This window comes from Rhodococcus sp. BP-349 (assembly GCF_019835845.1).
GTDB lineage: Bacteria > Actinomycetota > Actinomycetes > Mycobacteriales > Mycobacteriaceae > Rhodococcoides.
The window spans coordinates 1,098,133-1,112,343 of sequence record NZ_JABUDR010000003.1 but is presented as its reverse complement, the minus strand read 5'-3'; the positions used below and the strand labels follow the sequence as shown (position 1 = coordinate 1,112,343).

The window sequence follows — 14,211 nt, the reverse complement described above, 5'->3', positions numbered from 1 at the left end:
TCGCCTGTCGACTGCGGTGCCTGGACTGAAGACTGTGGTTCGCGGTGACGGGTACCGAGGGGCGCACGCCGCTGCGGGCGCGAACCTCGGTCACCACCCACGAAACGGCCGAGGCGACATCGCCCCGACCGTGGTGCCTGCGAGTGTCAGGCCGAGCGCGGGTGCTGCTCGTGCGTCGGTTCGGTCGACGCGACGGTCGGGGTGACCGTGTTCGGGGACGGCAACTGCGACTGCGGTGCCGGCGCCGTGTTCGTGGTGGTGTCCGGCTTCTTGCCGTCGTTCTGCATCTCCTGCACTTCACTCTTGAAGATGCGCATCGAGCGTCCCAGGCCACGTGCGGCCTCGGGCAGCTTCTTCGATCCGAACAGCAGTACGAGCACGACGATCAGGACGATCCAGTGCCAGGGTTGTAACGCACCCATGAAAACCTCCCAGTTTCGGTGGACTCGATGCTACCGGACCGGAGGTCTCGCACCCGGCGTCCGGTGGACCCGCGTACCGACCGTTCGCCGAGAGTTCACCGGACGAGTCCTGCGGGTCTCGACTACCAGAGACAAGCCGGTCAGTCGCTGGAGACGGCGCGGTAGACGTCGAGGGCGTCGCGCGACCGGGCGGTGACCTCACGGACCAGTGCGGGCGGTCCGAGCACCCGCACTCCCGAGCCCAGACCCAGTGCCAGGCGGCTCATCCAGTCGAGGGTCGCGAACCGCATCGAGACCTCGATCGAGCCGTCGTCGTGCGCGGCGGTCTGCGTCATCGGGTAGTAGTCCAGGATCCACACGTGGTCGGGTGCGACGACGAGCCGTGCGAGCGGCAGCGACGGATCGTCGTGGAAGAGATCGAGTGCGTCCCCACCGGTCCGGGCCTGCTCGGGCGGTGCGGACGGCTCGTCCAGCTCGGTCGCGGCGTCGATGCGGTCCAGCCGGAACAGCCGGACGCCCTCCGCGTCGCGGCACCAGGCCTGCAGGTAGCTCTGATCGTCGACGAGGACGATGCGCAACGGATCGACGGTCCGCTCGGACACCACGTCCCGCGATGCCGAGTAGTAGGTGATGTGCAGCGCGCGACCGTGGGCGAGGGCCCCCCGGACGGTCGTGACACTGGGACTCTCCTGCGGCTCGGGCGTGTCGTCCGGCCCCTCGGCTGCCGCGACACCCGCAGCGGCCTCGATCTTGGCGATGGCTCGGTACGCCGCGGACGGGTCCACCATGCCGGGCATCTCGACGAGTGACCGCAGCGCGATGAGCAGCGCGGTCGCTTCCGTGGACGTCAGGCGCAGCGGCCTGTCGATACCGGCGGAGAACGTGACCTCGATGCTGTCCTCGGAGAACGACAGGTCGATGAGATCGCCCGGACCGTATCCGGGCAGTCCGCACATCCACAGCTGGTTCAGGTCGTCCATCAGCTGTTTGGTCGTGACCCCGAGCTCGGCCGCGGCGTCGGCCGCGCTGATACCCGGATTGGCGATGAAGTACGGCACGAGGTTGAGCAGCCGGGCCAGCCGCGAGGACAGGCGAACACTCATGAGTTGCTCCCGGGCGAGACGGCGTCGGTCGGCGCGCGGTGCGCGCTCACGGACAGGGTGCCGACGACGATGTCGCGGAGTTCCGTCGGCGACAGCACGATCGCGTCGGCGCCGTGGCCGGCCACCACCCGGGCGATCCACTCCCACGACCGCACCGGGATGCGGACCACGGAACCGCGGCGCCCCACGAGATCACGGGTTTCCACCTCGGTGCCGAGTCGGCGCAGCTCGAGGCCGCGTCCCTCCGACACCCAGACGTCGGCGCTGCCCGCGACGTCACCGCTGGCGGCGGCCCGAGCCACGATGACACCGAGATCGACGTCGTCGGGCTTGCGCACCGCTCCCACCGGTCCGAAGGCCACGACGTCGTCCCCGATCCGCGACAGGCGGAAGGTACGGACGGCGTCGCGGTCGGTGTCGTGTCCGACGAGGTACCAGCGGCCGGAGTGGGTGACCACTCCCCACGGCTCGACGGTGCGTTCGCGGAAGGGAGCGGCCGGGGTGGAACGATGCGAGAACCGCACGGACCGGCCGGCGTCGATCGCGGCGAGAAGCTTGCCCAGTGCAGGCTCGGAACCCCGGCTGCGGGACGGAACAGCGGTCACGGCGGCCGGCGAGTTCTCGGTGTCCACCTGCACGCCCGCGGCGCGCAACTTCAGCATCGCGCTCTGGGCGGCGGAGGTGAGCTCGGGTGACTCCCACAGCTGGACGGCCACGGCGACCGCCGCGGCCTCGTCGCTGGCCAGATCGATGTCGGGGAGTTCGTACCGATCGCGGTTGATGCGGTATCCCTCGACCGTGGAGAAGCGGGTGACCTGACCGGTTTCGAGCGGGACGCCGAGATCACGCAGTTCGTTCTTGTCGCGCTCGAACATGCGACTGAAAGCCTCGTCGCTGGCCGAGTCCTCGTATCCGGCGACGGACTCGCGGATGCGCTCGGCGGTCAGGTACTGCCGTGTCGAGAGCAGGCAGATGACGAGGTTCATCAGCCGCTCGACTTTGGAGATCGCCACCGACCCAGCCTAGTGGCTGCGCGGGTCCCCACCCGCGCGCATCGCCGGGGTGGGGAGAACGTGCCACCTGTGGAGAAGGAGGACCGTCGGCCTCTACATCGACGCGATCAGGCGCTCCACACGCTCGTCGACCGAGCGGAACGGGTCCTTGCACAGCACCGTGCGCTGGGCCTGATCGTTGAGCTTGAGATGCACCCAGTCGACGGTGAAGTCGCGGCCCGCCTCCTGCGCGGCGCTGATGAACTCCCCGCGCAGCTTCGCGCGCGTCGTCTGCGGCGGCGTGTTCACCGCCTCGTCGATCTGGTCGTCCTCGGTGACGCGCTTGACCAGACCCTTGCGCTGCAGCACGTCGAAGACGCCGCGGCCGCGCTTGATGTCGTGATAGGCCAGGTCGAGCTGGGCGATCTTCGGGTCGGACAGGTCCATCGAGTACCTGTCCTGATAGCGATCGAACAGCTTGCGCTTGATCACCCAGTCGATCTCGGTGTCCACCTTGGCGAAGTCCTGCGCCTCGACGGCGTCGAGGGTGCGACCCCACAGGTCGACGACCTGCTCGATCTGCGCATCGGGCTCGCGGTTGCGCAGGTGCTCGACGGCGCGGGCGTGGTACTCGCGCTGGATCTCGAGTGCACTGGCCTGGCGTCCCCCCGCGAGACGGACGGGGCGCCGACCCGTCGAGTCGTGGGACACCTCGCGGATGGCGCGAATAGGGTTGTCCAGGGCGAAGTCTCGGAACGAGACGCCCGCCTCGATCATCTCCAGGACGAGCGCTGCGGTGCCGACCTTGAGCATGGTCGTCGGCTCGGCCATGTTGGAGTCGCCGACGATGACGTGCAGGCGACGGTACTTCTCGGCGTCGGCGTGCGGTTCGTCGCGAGTGTTGATGATGGGCCGTGAGCGGGTGGTCGCGGACGACACGCCCTCCCAGATGTGCTCGGCGCGCTGCGACAAGCAGAACGTGGCGGCCTTCGGTGTCTGCAGGATCTTGCCCGCGCCGCAGATGAGCTGGCGGGTGACCAGGAACGGCAGCAGCACGTCGGAGATGCGGGAGAACTCACCGGCGCGCACCACGAGGTAGTTCTCGTGGCAGCCGTAGGAGTTCCCGGCGGAGTCGGTGTTGTTCTTGAACAGGTAGATGTCTCCGCCGATGCCCTCCTCGACGAGACGCTGCTCCGCGTCGATGAGCAGATCCTCCAGAACACGCTCGCCGGCGCGATCGTGCGTGACCAGCTGCAGGAGGCTGTCGCACTCGGCGGTGGCGTACTCGGGATGAGAGCCGACGTCGAGGTAGAGCCGCGCACCGTTGCGCAGGAACACATTGGAGCTGCGACCCCAGGACACGACGCGCCGGAACAGATACCGGGCCACCTCGTCCGGGCTGAGTCGACGATGCCCGTGGAACGTGCACGTCACACCGAACTCGGTCTCGATCCCCATGATTCGTCGCTGCACACTTCGACAGTACAACGGCTTCGACCGCGGCATCGGCTACCAGGGCCGCTGGCAGCCGTAGTGTGGCGCAGGTGAATCCCCGATCGCTGCGCGGCCGTACCCGTTCCGTCGATCTGGCGCTGGTGAAGGCCAGTTTCGCGTCGCGACCGTCGGGGTTGGACCCGGCGCTGCGCACGCTCACCGGGCTCGCCGATCACAGCGTTCTGTGGGCGATCGTGGCGTCGGCGCTCGCCGCGTCCGGCGGCCCCCGACGACGCGGTGCCGTCCGCGGCATGCTCGCCGTCGTCGGCGCCAGCTCGCTCGCGAACGGGGTGCTCAAGCCGCTGCTCCCCCGCGATCGTCCGCCGGCCGCGTCGGTCCCCGCGCTCCGGCGGATCATGACACCGCCCGTGTCGTCGTCGTTCCCGTCCGGCCATGCCGCCTCGGCCGCGGCGTTCGCGACGGGCGTGGCGCTCGAGGCTCCGCTCGCCGGGCTGCTGGTCGCCCCGCTGGCCGCGACGGTCGCGTACTCGCGCGTGCACGTCGGTGTGCACTGGCCGTCGGACGTGGTGGTGGGCGCCGCCCTCGGGGTCGCGGTCGCGCTGTCGACCCGGCGCTGGTGGGCCGTGCGCTCCACCGAGTCGGCCGAGCTGGGCCCCTCGGGTCTCGCACCCGCCCTGCACGAGGGTGAAGGGATGCTCGTGCTGGTCAATCCAGGCGCGGGCACCCACAACTCGGAGGTCGTCGCCGACGTGGCGAAGGCTCTGCCGAGGGCGCGGTTCCTCGAGCCGGACGCCGACGACGACTTCACCGCGCAGTTCGTCCGCGCCGCAGGATCGGACGCGCTCGCGCTCGGAGTCTGCGGAGGCGACGGCACGGTGGCCGCCGCCGTCGCTGCCGCGGTGCAGACCGGGCTCCCACTCGCGGTGTTCCCCGGCGGCACGCTGAACCACTTCGCTCGGGACGTCGGCGCGGTCGAGGTGTCGGTCACCGCCGAGGCCGTCACCCGGGGCGCATCCAGCCGGGTCGATCTCGGTGGGGTGAGCATCGACGGGGGTGAGGAGATCCTCTTCGTCAACACCGCCAGCATCGGGGGTTACCCGGATTCCGTTCGGCTGCGGGACAAGTGGAGCTCACGCATCGGCAAGTGGCCCGCGGCCGCGGCGGCGATGGTGGCGGTCCTCGCGGTGGCCGAACCGATGCGTGTGGAGATCGACGGACGCCGCGACTCGGTCTGGATGATGTTCGTCGGCAACGGTATGTACACGCCGGGCGATCAGGTGCCCATGTCCCGGCCGTCGATAGCGAGCAGTGTGCTGGACGTGCGGTTCCTGCGCGCGCACATGCGGTTCTCGCGCACCCGCCTCGCACTCGCCGCGATGACCGGGACACTCGGCACCTCGCCCACCTACCGGCATCTTCGGGTGCCGGCGGTCTCGGTGCAGAACCTGCAGACCACGGTCGCGGTGGCGGTGGACGGGGAGGTGGCGGGCGAGGGCCGGGCCTTCGACTACCGGGCCCGGCCCTCGCTGCTCACGCTGTACGGGACGGGCACCGCCGACGCGCCGCGCGCGTGACGGTGCCCCGCAGCCGGCAGGTCAGGTGCCTGCCGGTTCCGTACCGGGAGGCAGCAGCGCCTGGAGCGCCGCTCCGGAGATCCGCCGGAACGCACGCCTGGGCCGCGTCTGTTCGAGAACGGCCACCTCCAGGCTCGTGACCTCGAGGACGCGCTTCTCCGCGGGCTCGCTCGCGGCACCGGTGGTCGGCGGCGTCGACGTGGAGTCCTGGAGCGCACCGACTGCCAGCGCGACCGCCGCGTCGAGATCGAGCCCCGAGCGGTACTTCTCGCGCAGGACCGTCGAGATCGGTTCGGTGGCACCGCCCATGACCACGAAGTCGACCTCGTCGACGATCGAGCCGTCGTACGTGATGCGGTAGAGCTGGGACCGGGGGCTCTCGTCGACGGCACCGACCTCGGCCACGCAGATCTCCACCTCGTACGGCTTGAGCTGCTCGGTGAAGATGGTGCCGAGCGTCTGCGCGTACGCCTTGGCCAACGATCGCCCGGTGACGTCTGCTCGGTCGTAGGTGTAGCCCTTGGTGTCGGCGTGCACGATGCCGGCGCGGCGCAAGTTCTCGAACTCGTTGTACTTGCCCACCGCGGCGAAGCCGAGGCGGTCGTACAGCTCGCTCACCTTGTGCAGTGCGGAGGACCGGTTCTCGGCGACGAAGAGCACGCCGTCCGCGTAGGTCAGCACGACCACGCTGCGACCGCGAGCAATTCCCTTGCGCGCCAGTTCCGAACGATCGCGCATGATCTGTTCGGCGGACGCGTAGTACGGCATCGTCATCGGCGCGCACCCCCTTCTTCCGATCGGTCCTGCAGTACCGCACGGGCCAGAGCCTCGATGCGGTCCGATCCCACCAGGTTCGCTCCCCCGGCACCGATGGCCACCGCCGTCGGGTAGATGCCGCGGGTCAGGTCCGGTCCGCCGGTCGCCGAATCGTCGTCGGCAGCGTCGTACAGCGATTCGACCGCGACGCGCAGTGCCTCGTCCTCGGTCATGTCCTCGCGGTAGAGCTTCTTCATGGCCGACTTCGCGAACAGCGATCCCGATCCCACCGCGTGGTAGCCGGACCGTTCCTCGTAGCGGCCACCGACCACGTCGTAGGACACGATGCGCCCCGCATGGCGGGCGTCGGCGGCGTCGAGGTCGTAGCCGACGAGCAGCGGGACCACGGCCAGACCTTGCATGGCCGCACCGAGATTGGCCCGCACCATGGAGGACAGCTTGTTGGCCTTGCCGTTGAAGGTGAGGGAGACGCCCTCGATCTTCTCGTAGTGCTCGAGTTCGACCGCGAACAGCCGCACCAGCTCGATCGCCATGCCCGCGGTACCCGCGATGCCGGCGGCCGAGTAGTCGTCCGTGACGTACACCTTGTCGACGTCGCGACTGGCGATGAGGTTGCCCATCGTCGCGCGGCGATCACCCGCGAGGATGACGCCGCCGTCGAAGGTGACGGCCACGATGGTGGTGCCGTGCGGTGCGATGTCGGACTGCATCGTCGCCTCCGGGGACAGAGCGAGATCCGCACGAAAACGGTTCTCGGGCAACAGGTGCGGTGCGTAGGCCCGCAGGTGTTCACTGAAGGAGGAGAACGGCGACCCGTAGCGCAGGGTGGTGTCGCTCTCGTGGGGACGGGGAACGGAGTTCGCGTCCGTCACTGGCCGCCCTTTTGCACGTAGGCGCGGACGAAGTCCTCCGCGTTCTCCTCGAGCACGTCGTCGATCTCGTCGAGGAGATCGTCGGTCTCCTCGGCGAGCTTCTCGCGTCGTTCCTGACCCGATGCGCCCTCGGCCGAACCGTCGTCGTCATCGCCACCGCCGGAGCGTGTGGTCTGCTCTTGTGCCATAGCCGACCTCCTCGTCACGAACCGCGTGTTCTCTCGACACGCAGCGAAACTTCACCCTACCGAGCATGCGCCGTCACAGGGCGACAACCCACCGTACGTCCGGCACGGGCGGACCGTCAGGTGGTGAGCTGGTCCACCAGTTCTGCGGCCGAGTCCACCGATTCGAGCAGAGCACCGACGTGGGCCTTGCTCCCCCGCAGTGGCTCGAGGGTGGGGATACGCACCAGCGAGTCCCCACCGAGGTCGAAGATGACCGAGTCCCAGCTCGCGGCCGCGATGTCGCGGCCGAACTTGCGGAGGCACTCGCCGCGGAAGTACGCGCGGGTGTCGGTCGGGGGGTTCGAGACGGCGTCCATGACGTCCTGCTCGGAGACCAGCCGTTCCATCGATCCGCGCGCGACGAGCCGGTTGTAGAGACCTTTGTCGAGGCGGACGTCCGAGTACTGCAGGTCCACGAGGTGCAGTCGCGGCGCCGACCAGCCGAGTCCCTCGCGGTTGCGGAACCCTTCGAGCAGCCGCAGTTTCGCCGGCCAGTCGAGGAGGGACGCGCAGTCCATCGGGTCGCGCTCGAGCTTGTCGAGGATCATCGCCCACTTCTCGACGACGTCGGCGGCGCGCGGATCCTTCTCGCCCTGTGCGTCGAGATGCGCGGAGACGCGCTCGAGGTAGATGCGCTGCAGTGCCAACGCCGTCAGCTCGCGACCGTCCGCGAGCGCGACCGTGCGGCGCAGCGTCGGGTCGTGACTGATATGGTGCACCGCCGTCACCGGACGGGCCAGCTGCAGATCGGACAGGTCCACGCCGGCCTCGACGATGTCGAGCACCAGGGCCGTCGTTCCGACCTTGAGATAGGTCGCCATCTCGGCGAGGTTGGCGTCACCGATGATCACGTGCAGGCGCCGGTACTTGTCGGCGTCGGCGTGCGGCTCGTCGCGGGTGTTGATGATGCCGCGCTTGAGCGTCGTCTCGAGACCCACTTCGACCTCGATGTAGTCGGCGCGCTGCGAGAGCTGGAACCCTGGCTCGTCGCCGGACTGACCGATGCCGACGCGGCCCGAGCCGGTGAACACCTGCCGGGAGGCGAAGAACGGCGAGAGCCCGGCGATGATCGCGGAGAACGGTGTCTCGCGAGACATCAGGTAGTTCTCGTGGGTGCCGTAGGACGCGCCCTTGCCGTCGACGTTGTTCTTGTACAACTGCAGGCGCGGGGCGCCGGGCACGCTCGAGGCATGGCGCGCAGCCGCTTCCATGACGCGCTCCCCCGCCTTGTCCCAGATGACGGCGTCGAGCGGATCGCGCACCTCCGGTGCGGAGTACTCCGGGTGGGCGTGGTCGACGTAGAGACGAGCGCCGTTGGTGAGGATCATGTTGGCCGCGCCGACCTCGTCGGCGTCGATGATCGGCGCCGGGCCACTGAACCGGCCCAGGTCGAACCCGCGTGCGTCACGCAGCGGGGATTCCACCTCGTAGTCCCAGCGCGTCCGCTTGGCCCGCGGCACACCCGCCGCGGCGGCGTACGCCAGCACCGCCTGGGTGGACGTCAGGATCGGATTGGCGGAAGGCTCGGTAGGAGAGGAAATTCCGTACTCGACCTCGATGCCGATGATGCGCTGCATGCTCTCGACCCTAGGCTATCGACCCTGTGACCCCTGATCGAGTGGGAGCGGTGACGCATGCCTGACGACGAGATCGTGGCCGTGTACGACGAGCGTGGCCACGTGGTGGGCGCGGCGCCGCGCACCGAGGTGTACGAGCGCGGCCTGTGGCACGCGAGTGCCGGCGTGCTGGTGCGATCCACCGACGGGTCACGCGTGTACGTCCACCGCCGCACGACGACCAAGTCGGTGTTCGCGGGGATGCACGACGTTCTGGCCGGTGGGGTCGTCGATGCCGGGGAGGACCCTCGACGGACCGCCTCGCGAGAACTCGCCGAGGAGCTCGGCGTCGTCGCGGACGTGACGGGCGACCCGGTGGTCGGCCGCTGGACGGGGCGATCCGGCGCTGCGACCGTGCGCTGCCACCTGTTCGCGTACGAGGTGCGCCACGACGGGCCGATGCACCACCAGCCGTCCGAGATCGCGGACGGCTGGTGGTGGTCGGACGTCGAGGTGCTGACACACCTGGACGATCCCGCGTGGCCCTTCGTTCCGGACACCCGCGTGATCGTCTCGGCGCTGCTACCGGTGGGCGGTCAGAGGTACTGACCCGTGTTGGACTCGGTGTCGATCGAGCGGCTCGCACTGGCGTTCTTACCGGTGACGAGCGTGCGGATGTAGACGATCCGCTCACCCTTCTTGCCCGAGATGCGGGCCCAGTCATCGGGATTGGTGGTGTTGGGCAGATCCTCGTTCTCGGCGAACTCGTCGACGATGGAGTCGAAGAGGTGTCCGACGCGCAGACCCGGTGTCCCGGTGTCGAGCACCGACTTGATGGCGTACTTCTTCGCGCGGTCGACGATGTTCTGGATCATCGCGCCCGAGTTGAAGTCCTTGAAGTACAGGACCTCCTTGTCACCGTTGGCATAGGTGACCTCGAGGAATCGGTTGTCGTCGCTCTCGGCGTACATGCGCTCGACGACGCGTTCGATCATGCCGCGGATGCAGGCGGCGCGATCGCCGCCGAACTCCGCGAGATCGTCGGCGTTGACGGGCAGCGAGTCGTCGAGGTACTTCGAGAAGATGTCGAGCGCGGACTCGGCGTCCGGCCGCTCGATCTTGATCTTCACGTCCAGACGGCCCGGGCGCAGAATGGCCGGGTCGATCATGTCCTCGCGGTTGGACGCACCGATCACGATGACGTTCTCGAGGCCCTCGACACCGTCGATCTCGGCCAGCAGCTGAGGAACGACGGTGGTCTCCACGTCGGACGAGACGCCCGACCCACGGGTACGGAAGATGGAGTCCATCTCGTCGAAGAACACGATGACGGGAGTGCCCTCGGACGCCTTCTCGCGAGCCCGCTGGAAGATCAACCGGATGTGGCGCTCGGTCTCACCGACGAACTTGTTGAGCAGCTCGGGGCCCTTGATGTTGAGGAAGTAGGACTTCGCGTCGCGTGCGTCCTGCCCCCGTGCCTCGGCGATCTTCTTCGCCAGTGAGTTGGCGACTGCCTTGGCGATGAGCGTCTTGCCGCACCCGGGAGGCCCGTAGAGCAGCACACCCTTGGGCGGGCGCAGCGAGTACTCACGGAACAGATCCTTGTGCAGGAAGGGCAGTTCCACGGCGTCGCGGATCTGCTCGATCTGCCGCCCGAGGCCGCCGATGTCCTCGTAGCCGACGTCCGGGACCTCTTCCAGCACGAGATCCTCGACCTCGGCCTTGGGAATGCGCTCGAACGCGTAGCCGGCCTTGGTGTCGACCAGCAACGAATCGCCGGGCCGCAGGCGACGCGACGGCCCGTCCGGGTCCTCCGGTGCCTCGTCGTCGGCCATCTCCTGCAGCGGCGTCGCCAACCAGACGACACGTTCCTCGTCGGCGTGGCCGACGACGAGTGCGCGCTTGCCGTCCTCGAGGATCTCGCGCAGGGAGCTGATCTCGCCGACGCGTTCGAACTCGCACGCCTCGACGATGGTGAGGGCCTCGTTCAGACGCACGGTCTGGCCGGGCCGGAGTTCGGTGGCGTCGACGTTCGGTGAGCACGTCAGGCGCATCTTGCGGCCCGAGGTGAACACGTCCACCGTCGAGTCGTCGTAAGTGTGCACCAGGACGCCGTAGCCGCTGGGCGGTGCGCCGAGGCGATCGACCTCCTCGCGCAGGGCGATGAGCTGCTGTCGCGCTTCCTTGAGCGTCTCCAGGAGCTTGGTGTTGCGTGTGGACAGCGAGTCGACGCGCGACTCGAGATCACGCACGTCGGAGTTGCGGGTGTCCGCCGACGGCGACCCCCCACGGGAAGCGTCGAGTTGTCGGCGCAGAACGGTGGCCTCGGCTCGCAGGGCATCGAGTTCGGCCAGGACTGCGGACTGGTCCGGGTTGTCTGTAGGGCTCATGCAGGACTCCTCCCAAAGCGATTTCTCAACGCTACCGGGCGAAACGCAAACGTGTGTGACGACCGTGGTCAGACACTGTCAGGGACCACCGACAGACTTCGGGCGAACGACACACGGTCGGTGCATGAACCGCGGGTGTCAGGCGGGTTCGGTGGGAGTCTTGCCGGCCCGTCGCTGCGGCTTCGGGGTGACGGTGCCCTCGGCGAGACGACGCGCACTGACCAGGAACGCGGTGTGGCCCTGCATCCGGTGCTCGGGTCGCACGGCCAGCCCGACGACGTGCCACCCGCGCACGATCGACTCCCACGAGCGCGGCTCGGTCCAGCACTCCTGGGCGCGCAGGGCCTCGACGACCTTGGACAGCTGCGTGACGGTGGCCACGTACACGATGAGCACGCCGCCGGGAACCAGCGCACCGGCGACGGCGTCGAGCGCGTCCCACGGTGCCAGCATGTCCAACACCACCCGATCGACCATGCCCTCGTGACGCGCGACGTCGAACGCGGCGACGTCGTCGATCACCAGGTCCCAGTTCTCGGGCCGCTCGCCGAAGAAGGTCTCGACGTTGCGCACCGCGTGCACGGCGTGGTCCTCGCGCACCTCGTAGGAGATGACGCGACCCTGCGGGCCGACGGCACGCAGCAGCGAACACGTCAGGGCGCCGGAACCGGCACCGGCCTCGAGCACGCGGGCACCCGGGAAGACGTCGCCCTCGTGCACGATCTGGGCGGCGTCCTTGGGGTAGATGACCTGCGCGCCGCGCGGCATCGACAGCACGTAGTCGACGAGGAGCGGACGCAGGGCGAGATACGGGGTGCCGTTCGTCGACTTCACGACGCTGCCCTCGTCTACACCGATCAGGTCGTCGTGCCGGATTCCGCCCCGGTGGGTGTGGAATTCCTTGGCCGCGTCGAGCACCACCGTGTAGTGCCGCCCCTTGGCGTCGGTGAGCTGCACGCGATCGCCGACGCGGAACGGTCCGCTCGCGCGCGGAGACGTGTCGGTGTCGGTCGGTTCCACGGGTGGTCCTCTTTCCGGTGCACTCTGGTCCCGCCCACGAAGCGGGGCGCTCTCGGGGCGCGACGCGCCCCGGGGAACTGTAGGGCAGATACCGGATCGTGTCGGTGAGCGGGCATAGTGTCGGCGCCGTGAGCATCTCGACCGAAGACCCCGTCGTCACCGACGTCGCTGCGGCGGCACCCTCAGCGGAACCCGGCCGTCCTCGCCGTCGCCCGGCGCTGTCGCCCTCGCGCGCAGCGGATTACAAGCAGTGCCCCCTGCTCTACCGGTTCCGGGCCATCGACCGCCTGCCCGCACCGCCGTCGAGGGCGCAGTTGCGCGGCACCCTCGTGCACTCCGCCCTCGAGTCGCTCTACGCGCTGCCTGCGGCGGACCGGGTCTCGACGCGGGCCGGCACCCTCGTGCAGGAGGAGTGGGACGCGATGGTCGTGTCGCACGAGTACGCGGCCGATCTCGTCGAGGAGCACGAGCGCGAGCAGTTCGTCGCCGAGGCGCAGTCGCTCGTGGCGTCCTACTACTCGCTCGAGGACCCCACACGGTTCGACCCCGAGTCGTGCGAGCAGCTCGTCGAGACCGAACTGGACGACGGCGTGCTGTTGCGCGGCTACATCGACCGCATCGACGTCGCGCCCACCGGGCAGCTGCGCGTCGTCGACTACAAGACGGGCAAGGCGCCGCGCGAGATCGCCGAGGCCAAGGCGTTGTTCCAGATGAAGTTCTACGCGGTGGTGCTGATGCGCACGCGCGGCATCGTTCCCGCGCAGCTGCGCCTGCTGTTCCTGAAGGACAGCCAGATTCTCACCTACGCCCCGGACGAGGACGAGCTCCGCCGGTTCGAACGGACGCTGTCCGCCATCTGGACGGCCATCCGGTCCGCCGGCGAGACGGGCGACTTCCGCCCCAAGCCCGGAAAGCTGTGTGGGTGGTGCGACTTCCAGGCCCTGTGCCCGTCCTTCGGCGGCACTCCGCCCGAGTACCCGGGCTGGCCGGGCGAGCCGACGGAGGTCACCGCGTGAGCGAGGATGCCCTCTTCGTCCCTGTCGAGGAAACCGGTCGCTATCGCGCCACCCGGCTGACGACCAGTGTGTGGGCGGAGACCATGCAGCACGGCGCTCCCCCGTCCGCGTTGCTCGCGCGTGCGCTGGAACAGTGTTCGCCGATGCCGGGCACCCGCCTCGCGCGGGTGACGATGGAGATCCTCGGGCCGATACCCGTCGGAGAGCTCGCCGTGCAGGCTCGCGTCGAGCGCCCCGGTCGCCGGGTCGCCATGCTGTCGGCCGACCTCGTCGCGGATCTGCCCGACGGGTCCACCAGGGCGGTCGCGCGTGCCACGGCCTGGCGCGTGGCGATGACCGACACCTCGGCGGCCGGACAGACTCTCGATCCACCGCTGGTGCCCGGTCCGGACGAGTCCGAGGCCGGGTGGGCCTTTCCGGACCACTGGCACGGCGGGTTCCTCGACAGTCTCGAGTTCCGGGGTGCCCGGCCGGTGACGGCGTCCGAGCCCGGTCGGGTGTGGGCACGTCCGAAGTATCCCGTGGTGGCGGGCGAGAAGACGTCGCCGATCGTCGGACTGTTCGCCGTGGCCGACATCGCCAACGGCGTCGCGGCGCTTCTCGATCCGACGGAGTGGACGTTCCTCAACACCGATCTGACGGTGCAGATCGTGCGCGAACCCGTCGGCGAATGGGTGGGTGTGCAGGCCCGCACCGCGATCGGCGACGACGGCATCGGGCTGTGCACCTCGACGTTGTACGACGCGACGGGGTCGGTGGGCCGCACGTTCCAGACACTCGAGGTGCGCGCCCGCCCCTGACGTCGGG

Annotated in this window: 14 protein-coding genes; 4 read left to right on the top strand and 10 right to left on the bottom strand. The window is 69.1% G+C overall.

Annotated elements, in window-relative coordinates:
* Positions 1 to 146: 146 nt before the first annotated feature.
* The 4 genes from tatA to pafA form a co-directional block, all read right to left on the bottom strand.
* Positions 147 to 422, bottom strand: coding sequence for a Sec-independent protein translocase subunit TatA (tatA, locus tag HQ325_RS21585; RefSeq protein ID WP_027505364.1), 276 nt, complete (start codon positions 420 to 422; stop codon positions 147 to 149).
* A 140-nt stretch (positions 423 to 562) separates the two neighbouring features.
* A complete protein-coding gene (locus tag HQ325_RS21580; RefSeq protein WP_222632349.1) occupies positions 563 to 1,525 on the bottom strand; it encodes a YafY family protein in 963 nt (320 codons plus the stop codon).
* Entirely contained in the window at positions 1,522 to 2,538 is a 1,017-nt protein-coding gene (locus HQ325_RS21575; protein WP_222632347.1) for a YafY family protein, read from the bottom strand. Before HQ325_RS21575 ends, HQ325_RS21580 begins: the two co-directional genes overlap by 4 nt.
* Positions 2,539 to 2,631: 93 nt before the next feature.
* Positions 2,632 to 3,990, bottom strand: coding sequence for a Pup--protein ligase (pafA, locus tag HQ325_RS21570; RefSeq protein ID WP_197027762.1), 1,359 nt, complete (start codon positions 3,988 to 3,990; stop codon positions 2,632 to 2,634).
* Positions 3,991 to 4,262: 272 nt separating this feature from the next.
* On the opposite strand from pafA, the gene HQ325_RS21565 reads away from it, so the two are divergent.
* On the top strand, positions 4,263 to 5,546 hold the full coding sequence (locus tag HQ325_RS21565; RefSeq protein WP_374107262.1) for a bifunctional phosphatase PAP2/diacylglycerol kinase family protein: 1,284 nt from the start codon (positions 4,263 to 4,265) through the stop codon (positions 5,544 to 5,546).
* 21 nt (positions 5,547 to 5,567) lie between these two features.
* Here the strand turns inward: HQ325_RS21565 and prcA are convergent, their stop codons facing one another.
* The 4 genes from prcA to dop all read right to left on the bottom strand — a co-directional run bounded on the left by prcA (position 5,568) and on the right by dop (position 8,999).
* Complete coding sequence (gene prcA / locus HQ325_RS21560; RefSeq protein ID WP_222632345.1) at positions 5,568 to 6,320, bottom strand: proteasome subunit alpha; 753 nt, start codon at positions 6,318 to 6,320, stop codon at positions 5,568 to 5,570.
* Positions 6,317 to 7,195, bottom strand: a complete 879-nt coding sequence (gene prcB / locus HQ325_RS21555; RefSeq protein WP_027505358.1) for a proteasome subunit beta — start codon at positions 7,193 to 7,195, stop codon at positions 6,317 to 6,319. Before prcB ends, prcA begins: the two co-directional genes overlap by 4 nt.
* Positions 7,192 to 7,383: a ubiquitin-like protein Pup gene (locus tag HQ325_RS21550; RefSeq protein WP_027505357.1), complete on the bottom strand. Its 192-nt coding sequence runs from the start codon at positions 7,381 to 7,383 to the stop codon at positions 7,192 to 7,194. The genes prcB and HQ325_RS21550 overlap by 4 nt, the downstream gene beginning before the upstream one ends.
* A gap of 116 nt (positions 7,384 to 7,499) precedes the next feature.
* A complete protein-coding gene (gene dop / locus HQ325_RS21545; RefSeq protein ID WP_222632343.1) occupies positions 7,500 to 8,999 on the bottom strand; it encodes a depupylase/deamidase Dop in 1,500 nt (499 codons plus the stop codon).
* A gap of 57 nt (positions 9,000 to 9,056) precedes the next feature.
* On the opposite strand from dop, the gene HQ325_RS21540 reads away from it, so the two are divergent.
* Complete coding sequence (locus tag HQ325_RS21540; RefSeq protein WP_222632341.1) at positions 9,057 to 9,587, top strand: NUDIX domain-containing protein; 531 nt, start codon at positions 9,057 to 9,059, stop codon at positions 9,585 to 9,587.
* Here the strand turns inward: HQ325_RS21540 and arc are convergent.
* Positions 9,575 to 11,368 (bottom strand): proteasome ATPase, encoded by a 1,794-nt coding sequence (gene arc / locus HQ325_RS21535; protein WP_222632339.1) that lies wholly within the window; start codon positions 11,366 to 11,368, stop codon positions 9,575 to 9,577. The genes HQ325_RS21540 and arc overlap by 13 nt on opposite strands.
* 138 nt (positions 11,369 to 11,506) lie before the next feature.
* Entirely contained in the window at positions 11,507 to 12,388 is an 882-nt protein-coding gene (locus HQ325_RS21530; RefSeq protein ID WP_204867433.1) for a tRNA (adenine-N1)-methyltransferase, read from the bottom strand.
* 128 nt (positions 12,389 to 12,516) lie between these two features.
* On the opposite strand from HQ325_RS21530, the gene HQ325_RS21525 reads away from it, so the two are divergent.
* Both HQ325_RS21525 and HQ325_RS21520 read left to right on the top strand, forming a co-directional pair.
* Positions 12,517 to 13,404: a RecB family exonuclease gene (locus HQ325_RS21525; RefSeq protein WP_374107250.1), complete on the top strand. Its 888-nt coding sequence runs from the start codon at positions 12,517 to 12,519 to the stop codon at positions 13,402 to 13,404.
* The gene (locus HQ325_RS21520) at positions 13,401 to 14,204 is read left to right on the top strand and encodes a thioesterase family protein (RefSeq protein WP_222632337.1); all 804 of its coding nucleotides are present in this window, start codon (positions 13,401 to 13,403) and stop codon (positions 14,202 to 14,204) included. The genes HQ325_RS21525 and HQ325_RS21520 overlap by 4 nt, the downstream gene beginning before the upstream one ends.
* The last annotated feature ends 7 nt before the right edge of the window (positions 14,205 to 14,211 follow it).